Raw genomic sequence first — 25,666 nt, forward strand, 5'->3', positions numbered from 1 at the left:
AAATGTGAACGGCGCCCGCCGTCGGCAACGAATGATTAACCACGAGGCTTTACCTTTGGGTAAGAACCGAAAGCATGTCAGGCGCGAATTGCATGGGCCAGCCAAAACAGACGAGCAGTGTGACGCCGCTCCGCGCCATGAGCCGTGCCGTCACTTTTGCTGCGTTCGGTGGCCTGCTTCTCAGCCAGACGGCAGCCCTGGCGCAGTCCGCTTCGCAACAGCCGGCAACGACGGCAAATAGCCGCTCCACCGTCTCTCAGGACAGCACGAACGCCGCCGCCGCCTTCGATGACGGCACCGACGATACCGCCACGCCTGCGGCGAACGGCACAACCGCAAACCCGGATGATGATGCCGCGCAGAGGCCAGCCATACCGGATGCGCAAGCCGGCGACGACATTACCGGCTCCATCCTCGATGAGGATATCCGCCGGCTGAACACCCGCGAAGCACCGATCGACGAAGCGCTGCCGCGCCGCCGGGCTGCCGAAAGTGCCTCGACGGCCGAAACGCCGGGCATTCCGATCGGCACCTTCGTGCTCCGCCCGAGCGTCACCCAGAGCATCAACACCGAGACCACCAAGGACGGCAGCAGCACGCAACGGCGCGCCTTCCTCGAAACCGATGCAGCCGCGACGCTTACCTCCGACTGGGGCCGGCATCAGCTGACCGTCACTTCGGAAGGCGCCTGGCAGAGGAATATCAGCGGCGAGGGTGAGGAGCAGCCGTCTTTCAAGGTCAACGGCGACCTCCGGCTGGATCTTCCCGACGATACGGTCGCGCATCTCACTGCCGGTTACAATTTCTACCGCGAGGATACGGACGACCCCGATGCGATCGCCAATGCGACACAACAGTCCGACGTGCAGGAATTTTCGGCTGGCGCCTCCGTCCAACGCGATTTCGGCATCCTGCGCGGCACGACGGCGCTGGCGCTGACCCGCTCGATCTATTCCGATGCCACGCTGACCAACGGCACGACTGTCGCTCTCAGCGACCGCGACCAGACGACCGGCACGCTGCGCGGCCGCGTCGGTTACGAACTGTCTCCCGCACTCATCCCTTTCATCGAGGCGACGGTCGGCCGTACTCTCTATGACGAGACGCGCGACTCCGCCGGTTACGAACGTTCCGGCCACAGCTATGGCGCCAAGGCCGGCGTCGAGGTCGACCTCGGCGAAAAGCTGAAGGGTGAAGTCGGTGTCGGCTACGAGATGGCTGATTTCGAAGACAGCCGGCTGTCGTCGATCGATACCGCTACCCTCGATGCAAGCCTGCTCTGGTCGCCGATCCGCGGCACCGATGTCAATCTCGACCTGCAGACGAGCATCCAGCCCTCGACCACGGCGGGCGAAAGCGGCTATGTCTCGCACGCGTTGACGACGACGGTCACCCACCAGTTGCGCGACAATCTGGTTGGCACGATGATCGGCGGGGTGACGTGGCGCGATTATCCGACCGACAGCACCATCAACGACGAACTCGTCTATACCGCGGCGACCGGCCTGACCTGGAACATCAACCGCTATCTCGATCTCACCAGCACGCTCGGCTACGAGCTGACCGCGCGCAAGGAAGGCACCGATTCGCAGCAATGGCGCGCCGGCGTCGGCCTCAAGCTCAAACGCTAAAGCATGTCGCCCTGCCATCCGCTCAGGCTGATGCTATCAGATCCTGCAGGATGCCGATGATGCGGCGGTGCTGAGGGGCGTGACGTGTGCGGATGCTGGTTGCGGCATAGACCGTCTGTTGAATGGGTGGAGCGTCCTCTACCGGGAAAGCGGCACCTTCCTTGATAAGTCGCGCAGCACTGCTTTTCATGAGGTAGGCAGCGCCCCCCAGCGTCATCAGCAATTCCCTGATGGCGATGTTTTGCCCCGACGCCAGCGGTGCTGCCGACAGATGCGGCAAAGCCAGTCGGTGGGCACGGTCGAAGGCCGGTGAATAGATGGCCTGGATATAGGTTTCGGGTCGAAGTGCGCCGACGGTGCAGGCGACGGTGCTGACCAGATTATATGTCATTTCCCCGATTCTTTCATAGTAAAGGTCGGGCAGGTAGTGCGGAGTATAGAGAACGGCCAGATCGAGATCTCCAGCGGCGAGGTCTCGGTTCATCTGGATCGAGTAGTCCGCTTCCATGTAGATCGATGTCAAAGGCAGCTCGGCGCGGACCGCGGAAAGCCAGCGCCCGGCAAAGATTTCGGCAAGGTCGTGTTGGATGCCGAGCCGCATGGATCGCTCATAGGCGCCCGCATTCTCGACCGCCCGCATTGCCTCATTCCACTGATATTGCAGGGCTTTCGCATGATCCAGGAAACGCAGGCCCGACGCCGTCGGTGCGGTGCCACCCTTGTTGCGGGTGAAGAGCTTTCGGTTGAACTGCGCCTCCAGCGCCTTAACGCGATGGGAAACGGTTGATTGCGTGACGTTCAACCGCTCCGCAGTGCGATTGAAGCTGCGGGTTTCCATCAGGTCGAGAAAAGTCTCGATAAGATCAATCTGCATGTTCTTTCCAGGCTCACTGGGCGAGGGCGATCTGGCATTATCTAATCGAATTCTTCGATCAATAAAGCAAGTTCCCTCCGCTTGATGCCGCTCCCGTTCGTTGCCACACTTCCCTTCGAACGAGGAGCAGCCATGTCGAATTTGCCATCTCAAGCGCGCGTTGTGATCATCGGCGGAGGAGCTGTCGGCGTATCCGCCCTCTATCATCTGGCCATGGCGGGCTGGACCGACGCGGTGCTTCTGGAAAAAAACGAACTGACTGCCGGATCGACTTGGCATGCGGCCGGCAATGTGCCGACGTTTTCTTCTTCCTGGTCGATCATGAACATGCAGCGCTATTCGGCCTCGCTCTATCGCGAGCTGGGCGCTCGGGTCGACTATCCGATGAACTACCACGTGACCGGCTCGATCCGGCTCGGCCACTCGAACGAGCGGCTGCAGGAATTCAAGCGTGTGGTCGGCATGGGACGCCACCAGGGCATGGACCTCGACATCCTGTCGCCCGATCAGATCAAATCGAAATATCCCTTTGTCGAGACCCATGACCTCATCGGCGCGCTCCACGATCCGCATGACGGCGACATCGATCCGGCGCAGCTGACCCAGGCCTTGGCAAAGGGCGCGCGCGACCTTGGGGCGCGGATCTTCCGCTTCTGTCCCGCAACCGGTGCGCGCAGGAAAAACAACGAATGGATCGTTTCCACTCCGGAGGGCGATATCCGCTGCGAATATGTCGTCAATGCCGCCGGCTATTACGCCCGCGAAGTCGGCAAATGGTTCGGCCGCGAGGTGCCGATGATGGTGATGAGCCATCAGTACATGCTGTTCGAAGAAATTCCTGAGCTCGCCGCCTGGTCGAAGGAGGCAGGCCACAAGCTGCCACTGCTGCGAGACGTCGATAGTTCCTACTATCTGCGGCAGGAAAAGACCGGAATGAACCTCGGTCCCTATGAGCGCAATTGCAAGGCGCATTGGCTGACGCCCGACGATCCGATGCCGGAGGATTTCTCCTTCCAGCTTTTCCCCGACGATCTCGAGCGGCTGGAATGGTATCTCAATGACGCAGTCGAGCGCGTGCCGATCCTCGGCACTGCCGGTCTGTCGCGCATGATCAATGGGCCTATCCCCTATTCACCGGATGGCAATCCGCTGATCGGGCCGATGCCGGGCGTGCCGAATGCATTTGAGGCCTGCGTCTTCACTTTCGGTATCTGCCAGGCGGGCGGTGCCGGCAAGGTGCTGGCCGAATGGCTGACCGAAGGGCAGACCGAATGGGACATGTGGTCCTGCGACCCACGTCGCTTTACGCGTTTTGCTTCCGACCAAGACTACTGCATCGCCAAGGGCATGGAAGTTTACGGCCACGAATATGCGATGCATTTCCCGAAACACGCCTGGCCTGCTGGTCGCAACAGGAAACTCTCGCCGATCCATGATCGGATCGCAGCACTTGGTGCGCAATTCAAGCCCTATAATGGCTGGGAGCGCGCCAACTGGTACGCCAAATCAGGCGATGACACGTCGGAACAATCAACGCAGACCTGGAATCGGGCGGGGCCGTGGCAGAAACGGATCGAGGAGGAATGCCTGGTGGTGCGTGATGCTGCGGGCATTCTCGATCTGCCGGGCTTTTCCCGCTACCGCCTGCAGGGTGAGGGCGCGCGGGACTGGCTGCTCGGCCTGATCACCGGCAAGGTCCCGAAACCCGGCCGCATCGGACTTGCCTATTTTGCCGACGACAAAGGCCGTATCGTCACCGAAATGTCGGTGATGGCGCTGGAAGAGAATCTTTTCTTCCTGACCACCGCGGCGACAGCGCAATGGCACGATTTCGCATGGTTGCAGAAGCATCTGCCGAACGACGCGAGTTTCACGCTCGACGATGTGACGGATAATCTGGCCTGCCAGATACTGTCAGGGCCGCAATCGCGTGCCATCCTCGCAGACGTCACCGATGCCGATCTTTCCAAGCCGTGGCTGACGCACCAGTCCTGCCAGATAGCAGGCCGCCCACTGCAGCTAGTGCGCGTTTCCTTCGTCGGCGAGCTTGGCTGGGAGCTTCACACGAAGGTGGACGACACCGCCGCGGTCTTCGACGCGGTCTGGGCTGCAGGCGGAAAGCATGGCCTGAAGCCATTCGGCATGGAAGCACTCGACAGCCTGCGTATCGAGAAGGGTTACCGCGCCTGGAAGGGCGACCTTTCCACCGATTACACCATGCTGCAGGGCGGGCTGGAGCGTTTCGTCGATTGGGCAAAACCCGATTTCAAGGGCAAGGCGGCGCTCGAGCGCGAGAAGCAGCAAGGTGTGACGAAGCGCTTCGTCACATTGGCCGTCGATGCCGGCGAATGTGACGCCCCCTATATGTCGACGCTCTGGCGCGACGGTCAATTGGTCGGAGAGACAACGTCGGGCGACTGGGGCTACCGCGTCGGCAAGTCCGTGGCGCTCGGCATGCTGCGGTCGGATCTGGCGGTGCCGGGCACGGAGCTGGAGGTTGAAATCTTCGGCGACCGGTTCAAGGCCGTCGTCCAGCCCGACCGGCCGTTGTGGGATCCCGAGAACGAGAGGCTGCGAGCATGACGAAACCCATCCCCCAAAAGGCACGTGCGGTGATCATCGGCGGCGGGGTCTCAGGCTGTTCCATCGCCTACCATCTGGCGAAGCTTGGCTGGACCGATGTCGTACTGCTCGAACGCAAACAGCTCACCTCAGGCACCACGTGGCACGCGGCTGGCCTCATCGGTCAGCTCCGCGCCTCGCAAAACATGACGCGCCTCGCCAAATATTCCGCCGATCTCTACGTCAGGCTGGAGGCCGAAACCGGCATCGGCACCGGCATGCGCCAAAATGGCTCGATCACCGTTGCCCTGACCGAAGAGCGTAAGGAAGAGATCTACCGTCAGGCCTCGTTGGCCCGGGCGTTCAAAATCGACGTTCGCGAGATTTCGCCGCAAGAGGCGAAGGCGCTTTACCCGCATCTCAACATCGGCGACATCAAGGCAGCGGTTCACCTGCCGCTCGACGGACAATGCGACCCGGCAAACATCGCCATGGCGCTCGCCAAGGGAGCTCGGCAGCACGGTGCGACCATCATCGAAGGCGTAAAGGTCATCGAGGTGCTTGCCAGGGATGGGCGAGTCGTCGGCGTCGTCTGCGAACAGGCCGGCGAGCGTTTCACGATCGAGACGGAAAATGTCGTCAACGCCGCCGGCATGTGGGGCAGAGATCTCGCTCGGCAATCCGGCGTCACCTTGCCGCTGCATGCCTGCGAGCATTTCTACATCGTCACCGAGCCGGTTGGGGGGCTGAAATCTCTGCCTGTGCTGCGTGTGCCGGACGAGTGTGCCTATTACAAGGAAGATGCCGGCAAGATGCTCATTGGTGCCTTCGAGCCGGTTGCCAAGCCCTGGCCGCCGGCGGGCGAGGCGATCCGCGAGGACTTCTGCTTTGACCAGTTGCCCGAAGATTTCGACCACTTCCAGCCCATCCTCGAAATGGCGATCAACCGGATGCCGATGCTGGAAACCGCCGGCATTCACACCTTCTTCAATGGACCGGAGAGCTTTACGCCCGACGATCGCTATTATCTAGGCGAGGCGCCGGAACTGAACGGGTATTGGGTGGCGGCCGGATACAATTCGATCGGCATCGTATCTTCTGGCGGCGCCGGCATGGCGCTTGCCCAATGGATGAACGACGGCGAACCGCCCTTCGATCTCTGGGATGTAGACATCCGCCGCGCCCAGCCCTTTCAGAGAAACCGGCTCTACCTGAAGGACAGGGTCACGGAGACGCTCGGCCTGCTTTACGCGGACCATTTCCCCTATCGGCAGATGGCGACCGCGCGCGGTATACGCCGCTCGCCGATCCATGAGCACCTTGCGGCGCGTGGCGCCGTGTTCGGCGAAGTGGCTGGCTGGGAGCGCGCCAACTGGTTTGCCAGGGAAGGGCAAGAGCGGGAATACCAGTATAGCTGGCGGCGACAGAACTGGTTTGAAAACCAGCGCGAGGAACATCTGGCAATCAGGACCGGCGTCGGTCTCTTCGACATGACCTCCTTTGGGAAAATCCGAGTCGAAGGGCGAGACGCCTGTCGCTTCCTGCAACGGCTATGCGCCAACCAGATAGACGTGCCCGCCGGCCGTATCGTCTATACGCAGATGCTGAACCATCGTGGCGGCATCGAAAGTGACCTTACAGCAACCCGGCTGACCGAAACCGCCTTTCTGCTCATTGTTCCAGGCGCGACGCTGCAGCGTGATCTTGCCTGGTTGCGTCGGCACGTGGCCGATGAAAATGTCGTGGTTACCGATATGACGGTCGCCGAAAGCGTGCTCTGCGTGATGGGTCCGAAGTCGCGCCAGCTGATGCAAAGGATCAGCCCTGACGATTTCTCCAACGACGCCCATCCCTTCGGCACTGCGCGGGAAATCGAGATCGGCATGGGATTGGCTCGCGCTCACCGCGTCACCTATGTCGGCGAGCTCGGTTGGGAGCTGTATGTCTCCACCGATCAGGCCGCCCACGTTTTTGAGGCGCTGGAACTGGCTGGCCGAGACATTGGCCTAAAGCTTTGCGGCATCCACACGCTCGATAGCTGCCGCATCGAAAAGGGGTTCCGCCATTTTGGCCATGACATTACCGATGAGGATCATGTGCTGGAAGCAGGCCTCGGCTTCGCCGTCAAAACGGGCAAAGGGGAGTTCATCGGCCGCGATGCCGTCTTGCACAAGCAGGAAACGGGCGTTGATCGCCGGCTGGTGCAATTCAAGCTCACAGATCCTGAACCGTTGCTCTTTCACAACGAGGTGATCGTCCGCGACGGAGAGATCGTCGGCACCATAACCTCCGGCAACTACGGCCACTTCCTCGGCGGTGCGATCGGGCTGGGTTACGTGCCCTGTGAGGGTGAGAGCGCGGCGGAAGTGCTTGGCTCATTTTACGAAATCGAGATTGCGGGAACGAGGGTGAGAGCCGAGACGTCACTTGCGCCGATGTATGACCCGAATGCCGCGAGGGTTCGGATGTGACAACGGACATGTCGGTATTTGCAACTGCTGCGCCGTCGGCCGACGGCATCGATCAACTCATTGCCGCTCATAAGCCGGGCCACGGTCTTGCCCGGCCATTCTACATGGATCCGGACATTTATGAGCGTGATCTGGAGCGCGTGTTCCGCCGCCATTGGCATTGCCTCGCGCATGAGAGCGTTGTTCCAAAGCCGAATGACTTCGAAGTGTTTCGGATGGCCTCGGAACAGGTGATCCTCACGCGCCATGCCGATGGAACAATTCATGCGCTGCTCAATGTCTGCCGCCATCGCGGCGCCGAGGTCTGTACCCGGGATAAGGGCAATGCCCGTGTCTTCGTCTGTCCCTACCATGCCTGGACCTATGGCAATGACGGAAGCCTGAAGGCGGCAAGACTGATGCCAAAGGATTTCAAGCGGGAGGATTATGGGCTGAAGACGCTGCATGTCCGTGTGGTCGAAGGCCTGATCTTCATTTCCTTCGCAGACCACCCGCTCGATTTCTCCGAGGTCGAGAATCTGCTCCATGCGACCTGCGGCCAATATGGCTGGGGGCAGGCTAAGGTGGCGCATCGGCAGACCTACCCGGTCGACGCCAACTGGAAGCTGGCGGTGGAAAACTATGTGGAATGCTACCATTGCGGCCCGGCGCACCCCGAATATTCGCAGACTCACGCGCTGGAGCAGCCGGCGCACATGATTGAGGCGCTGAACGCCTCGATGGAGGAACGCACACGCGCCCTCGGCATCGAGGTCGGTTCCGGCGATCACTGGCAGACATCTGCGAAAAACAGAGAAGCCATCCACGCGTTCCGCTATGCGCTTTATGATGGTGTGAAGACCGGCAGCCAAGACGGCTCGCCGCTCGGCATGCTGATGGGCCGATTTACGGAATTTGATGGCGGCGTCACCTCCGTCCATCTCGGCGGCACCTCATTTCTCGTCTGCTATCCTGACTACGGTATGATCTATCGCTTCATTCCGAAGGGCCCGAGAGCTTGCGAGATGGAACTGATCTGGCTCGTCGACGGTGAAGCCGAGGAGGGCAGAGACTATGATCTCGCCAAGCTCGTGTGGCTCTGGACGGTGACGACTGACGAGGACAAGGCCATTATCGAGCACACGTCGCGCGGCGTTGCCTCGCACTATTTTTTGCCGGGACCGATCGCGCCGATGGAGCAGAACGAGCTGCGCTATATCAACTGGTATCTGGACGAGATCAGTCGGCCGAGCTGACCGAGTTCTGATGCATGTCATCAGGAAGTGGGCAGCGGTTCCGGCACAACGACATGCATAAAGACAACAAAGCGCCGCGCATCCGGTGGGACGCGCGGCGATCTAACAGTTCCATGCTGTGCGGAAAACTTACCTCAGACCGGCAAGCAATTCCTTGAAGCCGCCTTCGACGGTCGGGCGGATATCGGCGCGTTCGAGGGCGTAGGCGACATTGGCAAGAATGAAGCCGTCCTTGGCGCCGCAGTCATAGGTCGTGCCGCGGAAGTGATACCCGGCGAAATCCTGTTCCTTCAGCAGCTTCAGCATGCCGTCGGTGAGCTGGATCTCGTTGCCGGCGCCGCGTTCCTGGGTTTCGAGGATCCGGAAAATCTCCGGCTGCAGGATGTAGCGGCCGTTGATGAAGAAGTTGGACGGCGCCGTTCCCTTGGCGGGCTTTTCCACCATGCCGGTGATTCGGAAGCCCTCGCCGATCGCTTCGCCGACACCGACGATGCCGTATTTATGGGCCTGGTCGGGCGCACATTCTTCGACGGCGATGATATTGCCACCGCTCTGGCCGTAAAGGTCGATCATGCCCTTCATGCAGCCCTTGTCGCCCTTCATGATCATATCGGGCAGCAGCAGCGCGAAGGGCTCGTCGCCGACAATCTCGCGGGCGCACCACACCGCGTGGCCGAGGCCGAGCGGCTCCTGCTGGCGGGTGAAGCTCACCGTACCTGCCTTCGGCAATTGCTGGGCGAGAAGGGTGATCTCGGCCTTCTTGGCACGCTCGCGCAGCGTCTGTTCCAGCTCGAAATGGATGTCGAAATAATCTTCGATGACGTGCTTGTTGCGCCCGGTGACGAAGACCAGATGTTCGATCCCGGCTTCGATCGCCTCATCGACGACATATTGAATGATTGGCTTGTCGACGACGGTCAACATTTCCTTCGGAACAGCCTTGGTTGCTGGCAGGAATCGCGTTCCCAATCCGGCAACCGGAAATACTGCTTTACGAACTTTGTTGTGTTGAGCCACACCCGGCCTCCTGCTTCGATCATATCGCTTTGGAAATGGAGCTTTTTAGCTTTAACTAGTATAGAATTGCTACTGTTTTGCAAATGGTGACCGCAGCGGATCGCCATGGTAAAGAATTTGTTGACTCCGTTCCTGTAGTCTCGGGTCTGGGCGGACATGAAGCCCCGTTGCGCCAGAAACTGAAGATGACGGATACGACTGTCGATGACCCAGAATCACAAATACTCCCTTCGTGGTCTTGCTCTCGCCTTCATTGTCGCCGCCCAAGTGGGGCTGGTCCCCGACAACGCGAAAGCCGATTCCCGGTTCCAGAAATGGATCGCGGATTTTTACCAAACAGCCGCTCAGAGTGGCATCAGTAAGGCAACCTATCAAAAGGCCTTTTCTGGGGTGAGCGAGCCCGATCCGACCGTGCTCGAAAAGGCGGCCTACCAGCCGGAATTCACTTCGAAAATCTGGGACTATGTCGATTCCCGCGTCAATCCCTATACGGTCAAGATCGGCCGCGAGATGGCCGTCAAGCATGCCAGGACGCTGGCCGCGATCGAACAGCGATTCGGCGTCGACAAGACCATTCTGCTCGCCATCTGGTCGATGGAATCGAATTACGGCGCCATTCTCGATAAGGACGACCGGCTGCATTACGTGCCGCGGGCGCTCGCAACGCTTGGTTATGCCGATCCGAGCCGCGCCAAATTCGCCAAGAAGCAGCTGATCGCCGCGCTGAAAATCCTGCAGAACGGCGACGTGCCGGCACGCGAGATGACCGGCTCCTGGGCCGGCGCCATGGGCCACACCCAGTTCATTCCGACAAGCTACCTGCTGTATGCCGTCGATGCCGACGGCAACGGCCATCGCGACATCTGGAACTCGGTGCCCGATGCGCTGGCAACCTCGGCCAATCTGCTGATGAAGAACGGCTGGGACACCGGCAAGACCTGGGGCTACGAGGTTGTCGTTCCCGCCGCAGCCGCCAAACAGATCGGCAAGACCCATACGCTCGCCCAATGGGCAGCCCTCGGCCTGACCCGCCCGAACGGCAAGGCCTTCCGCGAGAGCGGTGCCAAGGCGGTGCTGAAAATGCCGGCCGGGCCGAGTGGCCCGGGCTTCCTGATGACCGCCAACTTCTTCACCATCAAGAACTACAATGCGTCGGACAGCTATGCGCTTGCCGTCGGCCTGCTTGCTGACCAGATCGCCGGCTACGGTGGCATGCAGCAGCGCTGGCCGCGCCCGGACGGCGCCCTCGATATCACCGAGAAGTTCGAGCTGCAGACCCGTCTGAAGACGCTCGGTTACTACAATGGCGAGGTCGACGGCAATTTCGGCTCGGGTTCGAAAGCGGCGATATCGGCGGTGCAGTCTCGCATCGGCATGCAGCCGGACGGCGAGCCCTCATTGCCGCTTCTGAACGCCCTTCGTCGCTAGAAGCGGCGGAATCGTGACCTAGATAAGAGCGGGTGTGGACGCTGGCCTGGCTTGCGTGCAAGATGCCGGCAGATGCGGAACTGCCCATGACGAAGAAAACTGACCGGACCCCAATCCGTTGGCTCGTGCTCGCCCTGGCGGCGATTTCGCTATGCCTTGGCGCGCTTGCGCCGGTGCATATGGCGGAAGCCCAGGAGCAGCGCTACCAGCGCCGTTCGATCCTGGATTTCTTCCTCGGCCGGCGCTACCTCGACGATGGGCCGCAGGCGCCTGACGTCCCGCAGCCGCGGCGCCAGCAGCGCAAGCGCCCGCCGCAGCAGAAAGCCATCGTCAACACCCGCACCGCGCCGCCGATCCGCGCGCCCGTGCAGGAGGAGCCGGTCGTGCAAAAGCTCGGCGACGCCAAGAAGATCCTGATCGTCGGCGATTTCCTGGCCAGCGGCCTCGGCGACGGCCTGACTGCGGCCTTCGAGACTTCGCCGGGGGTCGTCGTCGAAGCCCGCGGCAACGTCTCATCCGGTCTTGTCCGCGACGACTATTACGACTGGCCGGAACAGCTGCCGAAGATGATCGACGAGCTGAAGCCGGCCATGGTCGTCGTCATGATCGGCGCCAACGACCGCCAGCAGATGGTGACAGATACCGCCAAGGAGAAGTTCCGCACCGACGGCTGGTTTAGCGAATACCGCCGCCGCGTCCTTTCCTTCGGCAAAGAAGTTACCGACCGCAAGATCCCGCTGCTCTGGGTCGGTCTTCCCGCCTTCGAATCCGATCAGATGACGGCCGATGCCGTCCAGATGAACCAGCTTTACCGCAACCAGGTCGAAAGCATCGGCGGCGAATTCGTCGATATCTGGGATGGTTTCGTCGATGAAAACAGCAACTTCATCGTGACCGGCTCGGATGTGAACGGCCAGCAGGTGCGCCTGCGCACCTCCGATGGCATCAACCTCACGCAGGCCGGCCGGCGCAAGCTCGCCTTCTATGTTGAAAAGCCCGCCCGCCGCATTCTCGGCACCCAGGCAAGCCCGGATTTGGTCCGCCTGGACGAAAGCAATCTGCCGGGCCTCGGCCTTCCCACCAATCCGGTCGAACACACCGTGCCGATCAGCCTCTCCGATCCCAATCTCGACGGCGGCGCCGAGCTTCTTGGCGCCAGGCCCCCGCCAATGACTTTGACGAGGTCGCCCCGCGACCTCCTGGTCGAGCAGGGCGAAATGACGCCCGCGCCGCCCGGCCGCGTCGACGATTACCGCTTGCCTACGGCGAAGACGCCGGCCGAAGTCTCGGTGAAATGAAAAGTCGGCGCGGCAGCCTTCCGCTTCGTTCCGTTTACGTCGCCGCTTGCGGCCCGCTTCCCGGCATTGCTTGAGGTTTGCGGCGGATACCGGCGCGTCAAGCGGTCGCACCGAGAACGTTTCCCAAACAAAAAAACTCCGCCGGAAGGGCGGAGTTTTTGTCTCGGGATCTCTATGCTGCCTGCGGTCAGTTCGGCAGAACGGTTGAGCCCATCAATGCCTCGTCGATGGCGCGCGCCGCCTGGCGGCCTTCGCGGATTGCCCAGACCACCAGCGACTGGCCGCGGCGCACGTCGCCCGCCGTCCAGAACTTGTCGACCGAGGTCTTGTAGTCGCGGTCATTGGCGACGACATTGGTCGAGCCGCGCTTGTCGGTGTTGAGCGTCAGCTTTCCCTCGAGTTCCTTCAGCACGCTTGTCGTGAACGGGCCGCGGAAACCGATGGCGATGAAGGCGAGATCGGCGCGGATGACGAATTCCGTGCCTGGAACCGGCCGCCGGCGCTCGTCGACCTCGCAGCACTTGACCCCAGTCAACACGCCGTCTTCGCCAACGAATTCGAGTGTCGCCACCTGGAATTCGCGCACGGCGCCCTCAGCCTGCGAGGAGGAGGTGCGCATCTTCGTTGCCCAGAAGGGCCAGACGGCGAGCTTGTCTTCCTTCTCCGGCGGCTGCGGCCGGATGTCGAGCTGGGTGACCTTGACGGCGCCCTGGCGAAACGCCGTGCCGACGCAGTCCGAAGCCGTGTCACCGCCGCCGACGACGACGATATGTTTGGCGCCGGCAAGGATCGGGTCCGACGGCCAGCCGACGCTGTCGATGTTCTCGCGCCCGACGCGGCGGTTCTGCTGCACCAGATAGGGCATGGCATCATGCACGCCGGCAAGGTCCGTGCCCGGAATGCCCGCTTCGCGCGGCGTCTCGGAACCGCCGCAATAGAGGACGGCATCGTGATCGGCGAGCAGCTGCTCGACCTTGACGTCGACGCCGACATTGGCGCCGCAATGGAAGGTGACGCCCTCGCCCTTCATCTGCTCGACACGGCGGTCGATGAAGTTCTTCTCCATCTTGAAGTCGGGAATGCCATAGCGCAGCAGGCCGCCCGGCTTGGTCTCGCGCTCATAGACATGCACCTCGTGGCCGGCGCGGCCGAGCTGCTGGGCAGCCGCCATGCCGGCGGGACCCGAGCCGATCACCGCAACCTTCTTGCCGGTATGAACCGTGGCCGGCTGCGGCCGGATGAAGCCGAGCTCATAGGCCTTGTCGGCGATCGCCTGTTCGACCGTCTTGATGGCAACAGGCGCATCTTCGAGATTTAAAGTACAGGCTTCCTCGCAGGGCGCCGGGCAGACGCGGCCGGTGAACTCCGGGAAGTTGTTGGTCGAATGCAGGTTCTGGACCGCCGCTTCCCAGTTGTTGTTGTAGACGAGGTCGTTCCAGTCGGGGATCTGGTTGTGCACAGGGCAGCCCGTCGGGCCGTGACAATAGGGGATGCCACAGTCCATGCAGCGCGCAGCCTGTTTCTGCACTTCCGGGTCCGACATCGGGATCGTGAACTCACGGAAATGACGGATACGATCCGACGCCGGCTGGTACTTCGCCACTTGCCGGTCGATTTCCAGAAACCCTGTTACCTTACCCATATCTTCGTCCCTTACCCTCATGACCGCCTCACCGCAGCCAATCTGTCTATCGTCAGTCCCGGTAACCGGGGCAAGTTGCTTCTCTTGACCGTCATTGGAACATGTCCTCTGAAACATCCGCACGATCTGGACGGCTTTCGGCCGCCGGCATGATCGTCACGGGGTCATCGGGATATTTCCGTCATCCGCCGCATCAGGTCGGCGGATGACGGCTGTCCTGGTGGATATCATTCCGCGGCGATGCCCATCCGGCTGCGCTCCATTTCCTCGAGCGCACGACGGTATTCCACAGGCATGACCTTGCGGAACTTCGGGCGGTAGTCGGCCCAGCTGTCGAGGATCTGCTTGGCGCGGGTGGAGCCCGTATAGTGCAGATGGTTGGAGATCAGCTGGTAGAGGCGCTCCTCGTCATGGCGGGTCATGTCACCCGAGACGTCGACACGTCCCTTGTGCATGAGATCGCCGCCATGATGATGCAGCTTCTCCAGCATGTCGTCCTCCTCGGGCACCGGCTCGAGTTCGACCATCGCCATGTTGCAGCGGCTGGCGAAATCGCCGGTCTCATCGAGCACGTAGGCGACACCGCCGGACATGCCGGCCGCGAAGTTGCGGCCCGTGGCGCCGAGCACCACGACGACACCACCGGTCATGTATTCGCAGCCATGGTCGCCGACGCCCTCGACGATCGCAATCGCACCTGAATTGCGCACGGCAAACCGTTCGCCCGCCACGCCGCGGAAGTAGCATTCGCCTTCGGTCGCACCGTAAAGCACGGTGTTGCCGACGATGATCGAGTTCTCGGCGACGATCCGCGAATTCTCCGGCGGCCGGATGATGATCTTGCCGCCCGAAAGCCCCTTGCCGACATAGTCGTTGCCGTCGCCGATCAGGTTGAAGGTGATGCCGCGCGCCAGGAAGGCGCCAAAGCTCTGACCCGCCGTGCCGCGCAGCGTCACATTGATCGTGTCTTCCTTCAGCCCGCGATGGCGGTAACGCTTGGCGACCTCGCCGGACAGCATCGCACCGGCCGAACGGTCGACGTTCTTGATGCCGACCTCGAAGGCGACGGGCGTCTTGTCGGTCAGCGCCGGCTCAGCCTGCGCAATCAGCGCGCGGTCGAGAATATCGTCGATCGGGTGCTGCTGCCGGCTCGTCCAGAAGGTCTCTTCCTTGGCGGCGTCGACCTTGTGGAAGATGCGGCTGAAGTCGAGACCATTGGCCTTCCAGTGCGCCAGCATCTCGTCCTTCTCCAGAAGCTCCGAGGCGCCGATGATCTCGTCGAGCCGGGTGAAACCGAGCGAAGCAAGGATTTCGCGCACTTCGTTGGCGACGAAGAAGAAGTAGTTGATGACGTGCTCAGGCGTACCCTTGAAGCGCTTGCGCAGCACCGGATCCTGGGTCGCTACCCCCACAGGACAGGTGTTGAGATGGCACTTGCGCATCATGATGCAGCCGGCCGCAATCAGCGGCGCGGTGGCGAAGCCGAACTCGTCGGCGCCGAGCAGCGCCCCGATGATGACGTCGCGGCCGGTCTTCAGGCCGCCATCCACCTGCAGCGCGACGCGCGAGCGCAAGCCGTTCAGCACCAGCGTCTGCTGGGTCTCGGCAAGGCCGATCTCCCAGGGACTGCCGGCATGTTTGAGCGACGTCAGCGGCGACGCACCCGTGCCGCCATCGAAGCCGGAGACGGTGATATGATCGGCGCGCGCCTTGGCGACGCCGGCAGCGACCGTGCCGACGCCGACTTCGGAGACCAGCTTGACCGAAACGTCAGAGGTCGGGTTGACGTTCTTCAGATCGTAGATCAGCTGCGCCAGATCCTCGATCGAATAGATGTCGTGGTGCGGCGGCGGCGAAATCAGGCCGACGCCCGGCGTCGAGTGGCGGGTTTTGGCAACCGTCGCGTCAACCTTGTGACCCGGCAGCTGGCCGCCTTCGCCGGGCTTGGCGCCCTGCGCCACCTTGATCTGCAGCACATCGGCGTTGACGAGATATTCGGTGGTGACGCCGAAGCGGCCCGACGCGATCTGCTTGATCGCCGAACGTTCCGGGTTCATCGAACCGTCGGAGAGCGGCATATAGCGGTCGGATTCCTCGCCGCCCTCGCCGGTGTTCGACTTGCCGCCGATCCGGTTCATGGCGATCGCCAGCGTCGTGTGCGCTTCGCGGGAGATCGAGCCGAAGGACATCGCACCCGTCGAGAAACGCCTGACGATATCGGCCGCCGGCTCGACCTCGTCGATCGAAACCGGCTTGCGGCCGAGCGCCTCGGCGCTCTTGATATTGAAGAGACCGCGGATCGTGTTCATGCGCAGCGCCGAAGCGTTCACCATCTCGGCGAATTCGCGGTAGCGGTCCTCGGCATTGCCGCGCACGGCATGCTGAAGGGCGGCGACCGCATCGGGCGTCCAGGCATGGCTTTCGCCGCGCATGCGGTAAGCATACTCCCCGCCGATCTCGAGCGTCGTGGCCAGCAGCGGATCCGTGCCGAAGGCCGCGTTATGGCGGTCGACGGTCTCGGCGGCGATCGCCTCGAGACCGATGCCTTCGATCATCGTCGCGGTGCCGAAGAAATACTTGTCGATCAGTTCCGACGACAGGCCGATCGCGTCGAAGATCTGTGCACCGCAATAGGACTGATAGGTCGAGATGCCCATCTTCGACATAACCTTGAGGATGCCTTTGCCGACCGCCTTGATGTAGCGGTAGACGACTTCGGAAGCATCGACTTCCTTCGGGAATTCCCCCTTGGCATGCATGTCGAGCAGCGTGTCGAAGGCAAGATAGGGGTTGATCGCCTCGGCGCCGTAGCCAGCGAGCAGGCAGAAATGATGGACCTCGCGCGGTTCGCCGGTCTCGACGACGAGACCGACCGAGGTGCGAAGCCCCTTGCGGATCAGGTGATGGTGCACGGCGGCTGTGGCAAGCAGGGCCGGAATGGCGATCCGATCCGGCCCGATCTGGCGGTCGGAGAGCACGATGATGTTGTAGCCGCCCTTGACGGCGGCTTCCGCGCGCTCGCAGAGCCGGTCGAGCATCTCAGGCATGCCGGCAGCACCCCGCTCGATATCATAGGTGAAATCGAGCGTCTTGGTGTCGAAGCGGTCTTCCGTATGGCCGATCGAGCGGATCTTTTCGAGATCGCCATTGGTCAGGATCGGCTGACGCACTTCGAGGCGCTTGGCGTTCGCCATGCCTTCATGGTCGAGAATATTCGGCCGCGGGCCGATGAAGGAGACGAGGCTCATCACCAGTTCCTCGCGGATCGGGTCGATTGGCGGGTTCGTCACCTGCGCGAAGTTCTGCTTGAAATAGGTGTAGAGCAGCTTCGGCTTTTCCGACATCGCCGAGATCGGCGTGTCCGTGCCCATCGATCCGATCGCCTCCTGGCCCGTCGTCGCCATCGGCGACATCAGGATGCGGGTATCTTCGAGCGTGTAGCCGAAGGCCTGCTGACGGTCGAGCAGCGACACGTCGCGGCGCAGCGCTCTGGGCTCCACCGGCTTCAGTTCTTCGAGGATCAGCTGGGTGCGGCCGAGCCAGCTGCGATAGGGATGCGCCGTCGCAAGCTTCGACTTCACCTCGTCGTCGGAGATGATGCGGCCCTCTTCCATATCGATCAGCAGCATCTTGCCCGGCTGCAGGCGCCACTTCTGGATGATCCTCTCTTCCGGAACCGGCAAGACCCCGGCTTCGGACGCCATGATGACGCGATCGTCATCGGTGACGAGGTAGCGCGCCGGCCGCAGGCCGTTGCGGTCGAGCGTCGCGCCGATCTGCTTTCCGTCGGTGAAGGCAACGGCAGCCGGCCCGTCCCAGGGCTCCATCAGGGCGGCGTGGTATTCGTAGAAAGCCTTGCGTTCTGCAGCCATCGACTGGTTGCCGGCCCAGGCCTCCGGGATCAGCATCATCACCGCATGCGCCATCGAATAACCGCCGCGCACGAGGAATTCGAGCGCATTGTCGAAACAGGCCGTGTCGGACTGTCCTTCATACGAGATCGGCCAGAGCTTGGAGATATCCTCGCCGAACAGCGGCGAGGAGACCGAGGCCTGGCGCGCCGCCATCCAGTTGACGTTGCCGCGCAGCGTGTTGATTTCGCCGTTATGGGCGACCATGCGGTAGGGATGCGCAAGCTTCCACGACGGGAAGGTGTTGGTCGAGAAGCGCTGATGCACCAGGGCGACCGCGCTTTCGAAACGCGGATCCGTCAGGTCCTTGTAATAGGCGCCGACCTGATAGGCCAGGAACATGCCCTTGTAGACCACCGTCGCCGACGACAGCGACACCGGATAGAAATTGCTCTCTTCGCCGTCGAACTCGTCATAGATGCGGTTGGAGATCACCTTGCGCAGCGTGAACAGCCGACGCTCGAACTCGTCGTTGTTTTCGGCATCCTCGCCGGCGCCGATGAAGACCTGCACGTGATGCGGCTCGGTGGCGGCAATCGCCGGCGCCTTGGAGAGCGAGGAATTGTCGACCGGCACGTCGCGAAAGCCGATGAGGACCTGACCCTCCTCGGTGACGACATCCTTGATCACCTTCTTGAAGTGCTCGATCTGCTTTTCATCGCGCGGCATGAAGATGTGGCCGACGCCATATTCGCCGGCCGGCGGCAGGGTGATGCCCTGCGCGGCCATTTCCTCGCGGAAGAACCGGTCGGGGATCTGCACCAGGATGCCGGCGCCGTCGCCCATCAGCGGATCGGCGCCGACGGCGCCGCGATGCGTCAGGTTTTCGAGGATGAATAAGCCGTCCTTGACGATCTGGTGCGACTTCTGGCCCTTCATATGGGCGACAAAACCGACGCCGCAGGCATCATGTTCGTTGCGCGGGTCGTAAAGGCCTTGTTTCTTCGGCAGGCCGGAGGCGGATTTGGACATATTGGCCGTGGCGCGCACATTGGCAGCAGCGAACCGGTCAAATTCCATGGATGGCGTCTTCGTCATCATCTTTCCTCCTGTCGAAGCCCGCGGAGCCGCGGGCGGCTTTTCGTCCTGTGCCGCAACCAAAATAGGTCCGGCGCATGACAGCGCTGTTGCATGGTGAAGATCGGCCGCAGACATCTGCTTATAAAGGAAAGCAAACCGTCGCGTTCCGCGCCTGCCATTCGCCTCCGCGCGCCGCCCATGGGGCTTGACGCTCGGAAGAACTATAGCGTGAAAGCCCGTTCGTTCCAGGGCTTTCGGCGCCTCTTCGGCCGTTCCGGCCAAAATAGGACAGCAACACTGTCCTAATTCATCTGTTCTATGCCAGAAAGCATTCGGGTCCGCAAGAGCGCGCCCTCAAAAAACGTCAATTTGCGACGGAAGATTACCGGATCGGTCGCCGCTGCGAAATAAAATTACGCCAGAGGCAGTCATTTTGTTTATTGATTGCGTAGTACAATTTCTGTGATGTGTCACGGGCAACAGCCTTGATCCTGTGAAGCTTTGGCGTAATCTCCGCCCCGGCCCCGCCAAGCCCTTCCTTTGCAACGGTTCCCCTCATGTTCTTTGCTTCCGATAACTGGGCCGGCGCCCATAGATCCATTGCCGAACGCCTGCTGGCGGAATCGGCCGGTTTTGCCGCCGCTTATGGCGCCGGCGATCTCGACAAGAAGGTCGAGGCCCGTTTCTCCGAGGTCTTCGAGCGCGAGGTTTCGGTATTCTTCGTCGCTACCGGCACCGCCGCCAACTCCCTGTCGCTGGCAAGCGTCCAGCGCCCCGGCGGCATCACCTTCTGCCATTCGGAGGCGCATGTGATCGAGGACGAATGCGGGGCGCCCGAATTTTTCTCCGGCTCCGCCCGCCTCGCCGCCGTCGACGGCGAAGCCGGCAAGATCGATCCGGCCAAGCTTTCCGCAAAAATCGCACACTTTCCGGAAGACGCCCTCCGTCAAGGACGCGCCAGCGCCGTGACCATCACCCAGGCAACCGAGATCGGCACCGTCTATTCCCTTCCCGAGATCGGCGAGATCGCCGCCATAGCGAGGAAACGCAACCTGCCGCTCCACATGGACGGCGCCCGCTTTGCCAACGCGCTGATTGCCCTCGGCGCCACCCCGGCCGAAATGACCTGGAAGCGCGGCGTCGACATGCTGTCCTTCGGCGGCACCAAGAACGGCTGCTGGTGCGCGGAAGCGATCGTCTTCTTCGATGCGGATCGCGCCCGGGAAATGCCCTTCATCCGCAAGCGCGCGGCCCAGCTCTTTTCCAAGTCGCGTTTCATCGCCGCCCAGTTCGATGCCTATTTCGAAAACGGCCTCTGGCTCGATCTCGCCCGTCATTCGAACGGCATGGCCAGCCGGCTGCGCGCCGGTATCGGCGCCAGCAACGCCGCCCGCCTTGCCTGGCCGACCGCTTCCAACGAAGTCTTTGCCGTCGTCAGCAAACATGCGGCAAGAACCGCTGAGGAAAAGGGCGCAAAATTCTACGAGTGGCCAGTGCCGGCGGCAACGCCCGAACTGGTTTCCGAGAACGAAACCCTGATCCGCCTCGTCACCAGCTTCGCGACGACGGAAGCGGATGTGGATGGTTTCCTGAAGTGCCTGGCCGCCTGACCGCCTGCCGAGGCCTGCCTGCCGCAGGCCTTTCGGCGAAGGCCGTGGCTCACGCCGACCTCAGCCGTCTCACTTTCTGCAGAATATCGTCCGAAAGGGCAGCGACCAGCGCCTGATCCGCCCCTTTGCGCGGCACCAGCACGAATTCCACGTCTTCCAGCAGCGGAAGTTTTGCCGCGGCGATCTCTTTCAGCCCCGAAGGCGCCATGCTGCGCGGCTGCACCAGCACGCCCATCCCGGCCCGCGCCGCCGCCGTCAACCCGCTGAGGCTCCCACAGGTGCAGACGATCCGCCACGCCACGCCGTTTCGCGCCAGCGCTTCCAGCGCAATCGCCCGTGTGACGCTCGGCGGCGGAAAGGCGATCAGCGGCAAAGGGCCGGCGGCGAGCACACGTTCGGGATCGCGCGCCAGCCAGACGAGCGGCTCGCGATAGACGAGTTTTCCACGGGCATCGCCGAGCCGGCGCTTGGCAAGCACCAGATCGATCTCGCCATTGTCCTGCATCTCGTAGAGCACGCCGGATAGCGCCACCGTCAGCTCCAGATCGACGGAGGGGTGCGAACGAACGAAATCCTCCAGCACCGCCGGCAGCTGGCTGGTGACGAAATCCTCCGACACGCCGAGCCGCAGGCTGCCGCGCAGGCTGTTGACCCGAAACAGCGACTGCACCTGCCCTTCGATCGAAAGCATGCTGCGTGCATGCGACAGCAGCGCCTCGCCATCGCCTGTTAAAATGACCTTATGCGTGTCACGTGCCAGGAGTTTGCGGCCGAGTGCCGCCTCCAGCCGCTGGATGTGCTGGCTGACCGTCGACTGGCCAAGGCCGAGCCTTTCCGCCGCCAGCGTAAAGCTGCCCATCTGTTCGACGGCGACGAAACTGCGCAGTTGCGAAAGGTCCAGCATGATCCAGATTCTTGATAACTGTTATTTCTTGCATCGTGGATCATAATGATCGACAAAACAATGACTATCTGTCACGCCGCGAGACCGTCATGCGCCGCTTTCTGCCCGATACATTCACGACCCTGCTGGTCTGCACCGTCATTCTCGCCTCGCTGTTTCCGGCAAGCGGCACATTCGCCAGTTATTTCGGCATCGCCACCGATCTTGCCATCGCCGCCCTGTTCTTTCTGCACGGCGCCCGCCTGTCGCGTGATGTCGTCATAGCAGGCCTGCTGCACTGGCGCCTGCATCTCGTCATCCTGCTGACGACCTTCGGCATCTTCCCATTGCTTGGTCTCGGCCTCGGCTTCATCCCCGACACGATCCTGCCGCAGCCGCTCTATCTCGGCATTCTCTTCCTCTGCGTGCTGCCGTCGACGGTGCAGTCGTCGATCGCCTTCACTTCGATGGCCGGCGGCAACGTGCCCGCCGCCATCTGCTCGGCCTCGGCCTCCAACATTTTCGGCATGTTCCTGACGCCGCTGCTGGTCGGCCTGCTCTTTTCCGTCGGCGGCCATGGTGGTTTCTCTTTCGACGCGCTTCAGCAGATCCTGCTGCAGTTGCTTGCCCCCTTCATCGTCGGCCAGATCCTGCAGCCTTGGATCGGCGATTGGATTCGCGCCAAGAAGAAGATCCTGATGCCCGTCGACCGAGGCTCGATCCTGATGGTGGTCTATCTCGCCTTCTCGACGGCAGTGGTCGAGGGCCTGTGGCACACCTTCTCGATCGCCGATATCGCCGTCGTCATCGTCGCCGATATGGTTCTCCTTGGAATCGTGCTGGTACTGACGATGTTCGGCAGCAGCCGGCTCGGCTTCAACAAGGCCGACGAGATCACCATCACTTTCTGCGGCTCGAAGAAGAGCCTTGCAAGCGGTGTGCCGATGGCAAACGTCATCTTTTCAGGCCAGTCGATCGGCGCGATCGTGCTGCCGCTAATGCTCTTCCACCAGATCCAGCTGATGGTCTGCGCCGTCATCGCCCAGAAATACGCCGCCGCCGCGGCCCGCCGCGCAACGGATAAGGAAACAGACGAAGCCGCCAGCCCGGCCTGAACCTATTGCCGCAATAAAAAACGGCGCCCCGATCGGAGCGCCGCTTTTTCTTAAGCGATGTGATTAGCCGTTGATGACCTGCGCCTCGATGGCCTTCGGAGCCTCGACCGGCTCTGCGGCAATCGCAATCTTACGGGGCTTCATGGCCTCGGGAATGTTGCGCAGAAGGTCGATATGCAGCAGGCCGTTCTTCAGCGAAGCGGCGGTCACCTCGACATGATCGGCAAGCTGGAAGCGGCGCTCGAAGGCGCGCTTGGCAATGCCGCGGTAGAGGAATTCGCCGCTCTCGGCAGGTTCCTCGGCCTTTTCACCCTTCACGGACAGCACATGGGCGTGCGCTTCGATCGAGAGTTCGGTCTCGTCGAAACCGGCAACCGCCATGGTGATCCGATAGGTGTTTTCACCGGTGCGCTCGATATTATAGGGCGGATAGGTCTGGGCCTGCTCCGGCTGGGCAAGGCTGTCGAGCATGGTGAAGAGCCGGTCGAAACCGACGGTCGAGCGATAAAGCGGAGAGAAGTCTACGTGACGCATGATGTCCTCCTGTGGAAGCGAGGTGTTGCGATAAAATGCCCCTGAAACCCCATCTTTGGCGGCCTCGGGACGGTTGCGCGGGCCCTCTTCGGCACCCGCAGAAAGGAGATGGTGATGCGATTTGACGAGTTCAAGACCCTCCCGAAATCGCCCGTCCGGTACCGTGAACCCCGCATGAACGGCCGGTTCGGAACGCATTCAGGCGCCGCCGCCTAGAGATCGCAGCGTCGGGTGAATCTGGTCCCGATGGCTGAAGTGCATCGTCCCTTCTTCTTCAGCCTCAAACTCGGCCGGCTGTGAGCACCCTCATGCTCCTGCCGGCCCTTTTCGCGCTTTACGGGCCTTGCGGACGCCGCTTTCCAAGCCGGGTGCCATGCGTTATCCCTGATGCGAAGCAGACAGCAGCGGCGCATTGGCAAAGTCATGGATCAGGTTCTCTATTCGACGCCCGACAATCCCGCCCCGGAAAACCGCACGGAAGGGTTCTTCGAAACCCATGACGGCCACCGGCTGCGGTATGCCGTTTTCCGCTCCGCCGCCCAGGTCGCCAAGGGCACAGTCGTCATCCTGCACGGCCGCAACGAATATATCGAGAAATATTTCGAGACGATCCGCGACCTGACGGCCAAAGGTCTCTGGGTCGCCACCTTCGATATGCGCGGCCAGGGCGGTTCGGGGCGGCTCCTGAAGCGCCGCAACCACGGCCACATCCGCCGCTTCGGCGATTACGAACGTGATCTCGACACCTTCCTCGAAAAGGTGGTGCTGCCGGATACCCGCCTGCCCTTCTACCTGCTCGCCCATTCCACAGGCGGGCTGATCGCGCTCTCGGCCGCGCCCTACCTCAACACCCGTATCGATCGCATGGTGCTGTCGGCGCCGTTCATCGGCCTGACCGGCCAGTCGGCCTCGCCCCGCGTCATCCGCACCCTGGCCGGCGCGTTGACGGCAATCGGTCTTGGTTCCTTGCCGCTGACTTCGAAACTGAAGGAACCGGATTTCCGCGACAACCCGCTGACCTCGGACGAAACCCGCTTCGAGCGCAATGTCGCGATGATGAAAGCCCATCCGGAGCTGACGCTCGGGCCGCCGACGGCCCGCTGGCTGACCGAGGCTTTCCGGACGATGGACCGGGTCACCTCGCCCTACCATCTCTTTTCGATCACGATCCCGACCATCGTCATCGCTCCGACGCGTGACGGTGTCGTGCCTTACACCGCGCAGGAGCGGCTCTCGCGTTATTTCCGCGCCGGCCAGCTGATCCCGATCAACGGCGCCCGCCACGAGATTCTCCAGGAACGGGATACCTACCGCGCGGCCGCCCTTGCCGCCTTCCACGCCTTCATTCCCGGCAGCGATGCCGAAGAGAACCACGACGTCGCCGCCCTAGGAACCTGACACCCGATCGGCACGGCCGACCTTGGGATCAACGCTGCAGAACGGCGATCGCCTGCTCATAGACGGCCCGGCTGCCGGCGGCGATGATCGAGCCGCCGTTCTCAGGCCGCCCGCCGTCCCAGGTGGTGATGATGCCGCCCGCCCCCTCGATGACGGGAATGATGCCGCCAACGTCATAGGGCTTCAGGCTGTTTTCGATGACGAGATCGATATGGCCGGCGGCAAGCAGCGCATAGGCATAGCAGTCGCAGCCGTAGCGGAAGAGCCGGACCTGGCTCTCGATCTCGCGGTATTTCTCCATCTCGTCGCCGGCGAAGAGATGTGGTGAGGTGGTGAACAGGATGGCGTTCGAAAGCGTATCGCACTGCCGCGTCGCCAGCCGCCGGTCCCCCTCCGGCCCGGTATAGAGCGAGCCGTTCTGGTCGGCGAAATAACGTTCGCCGGTAAAGGGCTGTTCGATCATCCCCATGATCGCCCGGCCGTCTTTCTGCAGGCCGATCAGCGTCCCCCACACCGGCACGCCTGAAATGAACGCACGCGTGCCGTCGATCGGATCGATCACCCAGACATATTCGCGGTCGAGCCCGACATTGCCGTGTTCCTCGCCGAGAATGCCGTGGCCGGGGAAGTTCTCCTCGATCAGCGCCCGGATGGCGAGTTCGGCCGCCCGGTCGCCCTCTGTTACCGGATCGAAACCGGAGGAAAGCTTGTTCGTGATATCGAGGCCGGAGCGGAAGCGCGGCAGCGTCTCGGCTCGGGCGGCTTCCGCAAGGCGGTTGAAGAACGAACGGTCAGGAAGCATGAGGGATCCGTTTGGCTGGCGGGAGTGACGCTTTTCATAACGAAAAGCAGCGGGAATGCAAACACAGCAGGCAGTTCGATAGGGTTGCGACGAACCCTCCAATCGCTTCCATTGCACGCCCACTGCCCAAAGATGTCGCAGCGCAATATATTGCTTGACATTTGTGCAATGCAATAGTAGCGTCCTTGGTACAGTCTTCTGACTGTAAATACCCTCCTTGGGTGTTTCCTCCCTA

General features: G+C 62.0%; 16 protein-coding genes. 9 read left to right on the forward strand and 7 right to left on the reverse strand.

Going from position 1 to position 25,666, the window contains the following annotated elements:
- Nucleotides 1-92: 92 nt before the first annotated feature.
- Nucleotides 93-1,631: an outer membrane beta-barrel protein gene (locus tag FHX14_RS15135; protein ID WP_184377667.1), complete on the forward strand. Its 1,539-nt coding sequence runs from the start codon at nt 93-95 to the stop codon at nt 1,629-1,631.
- Between the two features lie 22 nt (nt 1,632-1,653).
- On the opposite strand, the gene FHX14_RS15140 is transcribed toward FHX14_RS15135, so the two are convergent.
- A complete protein-coding gene (locus FHX14_RS15140) occupies nt 1,654-2,505 on the reverse strand; it encodes a LysR family transcriptional regulator (protein WP_184377668.1) in 852 nt (283 codons plus the stop codon).
- 132 nt (nt 2,506-2,637) lie between these two features.
- On the opposite strand from FHX14_RS15140, the gene FHX14_RS15145 reads away from it, so the two are divergent.
- From FHX14_RS15145 to FHX14_RS15155, 3 genes are read left to right on the forward strand one after another with little or no spacing between them, the layout of a single operon-like run.
- The gene (locus tag FHX14_RS15145; protein ID WP_184377669.1) at nt 2,638-5,088 is read left to right on the forward strand and encodes an FAD-dependent oxidoreductase; all 2,451 of its coding nucleotides are present in this window, start codon (nt 2,638-2,640) and stop codon (nt 5,086-5,088) included.
- Complete coding sequence (locus FHX14_RS15150; protein ID WP_184377670.1) at nt 5,085-7,538, forward strand: FAD-dependent oxidoreductase; 2,454 nt, start codon at nt 5,085-5,087, stop codon at nt 7,536-7,538. Before FHX14_RS15145 ends, FHX14_RS15150 begins: the two co-directional genes overlap by 4 nt.
- An 8-nt stretch (nt 7,539-7,546) precedes the next feature.
- Nucleotides 7,547-8,773: an aromatic ring-hydroxylating dioxygenase subunit alpha gene (locus tag FHX14_RS15155; protein ID WP_184377671.1), complete on the forward strand. Its 1,227-nt coding sequence runs from the start codon at nt 7,547-7,549 to the stop codon at nt 8,771-8,773.
- Nucleotides 8,774-8,902: 129 nt separating this feature from the next.
- On the opposite strand, the gene galU is transcribed toward FHX14_RS15155, so the two are convergent.
- Nucleotides 8,903-9,790: a UTP--glucose-1-phosphate uridylyltransferase GalU gene (gene galU, locus FHX14_RS15160; RefSeq protein ID WP_003585803.1), complete on the reverse strand. Its 888-nt coding sequence runs from the start codon at nt 9,788-9,790 to the stop codon at nt 8,903-8,905.
- A gap of 204 nt (nt 9,791-9,994) precedes the next feature.
- Between galU and FHX14_RS15165 the strand changes: the two genes are divergently transcribed.
- Together FHX14_RS15165 and FHX14_RS15170 are read left to right on the forward strand one after the other, a co-directional pair.
- Entirely contained in the window at nt 9,995-11,218 is a 1,224-nt protein-coding gene (locus FHX14_RS15165) for a lytic murein transglycosylase (RefSeq protein WP_003585804.1), read from the forward strand.
- Nucleotides 11,219-11,280: 62 nt separating this feature from the next.
- On the forward strand, nt 11,281-12,516 hold the full coding sequence (locus FHX14_RS15170; RefSeq protein WP_174293581.1) for a DUF459 domain-containing protein: 1,236 nt from the start codon (nt 11,281-11,283) through the stop codon (nt 12,514-12,516).
- 187 nt (nt 12,517-12,703) lie between these two features.
- Here the strand turns inward: FHX14_RS15170 and FHX14_RS15175 are convergent, their stop codons facing one another.
- Together FHX14_RS15175 and gltB are read right to left on the reverse strand one after the other, a co-directional pair.
- On the reverse strand, nt 12,704-14,158 hold the full coding sequence (locus tag FHX14_RS15175; protein ID WP_184377672.1) for a glutamate synthase subunit beta: 1,455 nt from the start codon (nt 14,156-14,158) through the stop codon (nt 12,704-12,706).
- 227 nt (nt 14,159-14,385) lie between these two features.
- Nucleotides 14,386-19,110, reverse strand: a complete 4,725-nt coding sequence (gltB, locus tag FHX14_RS15180; protein ID WP_184377673.1) for a glutamate synthase large subunit — start codon at nt 19,108-19,110, stop codon at nt 14,386-14,388.
- A gap of 536 nt (nt 19,111-19,646) precedes the next feature.
- Here gltB and FHX14_RS15185 point away from each other — a divergent pair.
- Complete coding sequence (locus FHX14_RS15185; RefSeq protein ID WP_184377674.1) at nt 19,647-20,699, forward strand: low specificity L-threonine aldolase; 1,053 nt, start codon at nt 19,647-19,649, stop codon at nt 20,697-20,699.
- Between the two features lie 49 nt (nt 20,700-20,748).
- Here FHX14_RS15185 and FHX14_RS15190 read toward each other — a convergent pair whose 3' ends face one another.
- Nucleotides 20,749-21,603 (reverse strand): LysR substrate-binding domain-containing protein, encoded by an 855-nt coding sequence (locus FHX14_RS15190; RefSeq protein ID WP_184377675.1) that lies wholly within the window; start codon nt 21,601-21,603, stop codon nt 20,749-20,751.
- 89 nt (nt 21,604-21,692) lie between these two features.
- On the opposite strand from FHX14_RS15190, the gene FHX14_RS15195 reads away from it, so the two are divergent.
- Nucleotides 21,693-22,697 (forward strand): bile acid:sodium symporter family protein, encoded by a 1,005-nt coding sequence (locus tag FHX14_RS15195; protein WP_184377676.1) that lies wholly within the window; start codon nt 21,693-21,695, stop codon nt 22,695-22,697.
- Nucleotides 22,698-22,760: 63 nt separating this feature from the next.
- On the opposite strand, the gene FHX14_RS15200 is transcribed toward FHX14_RS15195, so the two are convergent.
- On the reverse strand, nt 22,761-23,231 hold the full coding sequence (locus FHX14_RS15200; RefSeq protein WP_012558929.1) for an Hsp20 family protein: 471 nt from the start codon (nt 23,229-23,231) through the stop codon (nt 22,761-22,763).
- A 423-nt stretch (nt 23,232-23,654) separates the two neighbouring features.
- Between FHX14_RS15200 and FHX14_RS15205 the strand changes: the two genes are divergently transcribed.
- Complete coding sequence (locus FHX14_RS15205) at nt 23,655-24,629, forward strand: alpha/beta hydrolase (RefSeq protein WP_184377677.1); 975 nt, start codon at nt 23,655-23,657, stop codon at nt 24,627-24,629.
- Between the two features lie 28 nt (nt 24,630-24,657).
- Here the strand turns inward: FHX14_RS15205 and hisN are convergent, their stop codons facing one another.
- The gene (hisN, locus tag FHX14_RS15210; RefSeq protein WP_003585816.1) at nt 24,658-25,431 is read right to left on the reverse strand and encodes a histidinol-phosphatase; all 774 of its coding nucleotides are present in this window, start codon (nt 25,429-25,431) and stop codon (nt 24,658-24,660) included.
- Nucleotides 25,432-25,666 lie beyond the last annotated feature (235 nt).

The sequence above is a fragment of the Rhizobium sp. BK619 genome, from assembly GCF_014195245.1.
Lineage (GTDB): Bacteria > Pseudomonadota > Alphaproteobacteria > Rhizobiales > Rhizobiaceae > Rhizobium > Rhizobium acidisoli.

Excerpts from the sequence above, each read along its gene's own strand:
- FHX14_RS15135 (WP_184377667.1), top strand. The coding sequence starts at position 93 with ATGGGCCAGCCAAAACAGACGAGCAGTGTGACGCCGCTCCGCGCCATG.
- FHX14_RS15140 (WP_184377668.1), bottom strand. The coding sequence starts at position 2,505 with ATGCAGATTGATCTTATCGAGACTTTTCTCGACCTGATGGAAACCCGC.
- FHX14_RS15145 (WP_184377669.1), top strand. The coding sequence starts at position 2,638 with ATGTCGAATTTGCCATCTCAAGCGCGCGTTGTGATCATCGGCGGAGGA.
- FHX14_RS15150 (WP_184377670.1), top strand. The coding sequence starts at position 5,085 with ATGACGAAACCCATCCCCCAAAAGGCACGTGCGGTGATCATCGGCGGC.
- FHX14_RS15155 (WP_184377671.1), top strand. The coding sequence starts at position 7,547 with ATGTCGGTATTTGCAACTGCTGCGCCGTCGGCCGACGGCATCGATCAA.
- FHX14_RS15165 (WP_003585804.1), top strand. The coding sequence starts at position 9,995 with ATGACCCAGAATCACAAATACTCCCTTCGTGGTCTTGCTCTCGCCTTC.
- FHX14_RS15170 (WP_174293581.1), top strand. The coding sequence starts at position 11,281 with ATGCCGGCAGATGCGGAACTGCCCATGACGAAGAAAACTGACCGGACC.
- FHX14_RS15175 (WP_184377672.1), bottom strand. The coding sequence starts at position 14,158 with ATGGGTAAGGTAACAGGGTTTCTGGAAATCGACCGGCAAGTGGCGAAG.
- gltB (WP_184377673.1), bottom strand. The coding sequence starts at position 19,110 with ATGATGACGAAGACGCCATCCATGGAATTTGACCGGTTCGCTGCTGCC.
- FHX14_RS15185 (WP_184377674.1), top strand. The coding sequence starts at position 19,647 with ATGTTCTTTGCTTCCGATAACTGGGCCGGCGCCCATAGATCCATTGCC.
- FHX14_RS15190 (WP_184377675.1), bottom strand. The coding sequence starts at position 21,603 with ATGCTGGACCTTTCGCAACTGCGCAGTTTCGTCGCCGTCGAACAGATG.
- FHX14_RS15195 (WP_184377676.1), top strand. The coding sequence starts at position 21,693 with ATGCGCCGCTTTCTGCCCGATACATTCACGACCCTGCTGGTCTGCACC.
- FHX14_RS15200 (WP_012558929.1), bottom strand. The coding sequence starts at position 23,231 with ATGCGTCACGTAGACTTCTCTCCGCTTTATCGCTCGACCGTCGGTTTC.
- FHX14_RS15205 (WP_184377677.1), top strand. The coding sequence starts at position 23,655 with ATGGATCAGGTTCTCTATTCGACGCCCGACAATCCCGCCCCGGAAAAC.
- hisN (WP_003585816.1), bottom strand. The coding sequence starts at position 25,431 with ATGCTTCCTGACCGTTCGTTCTTCAACCGCCTTGCGGAAGCCGCCCGA.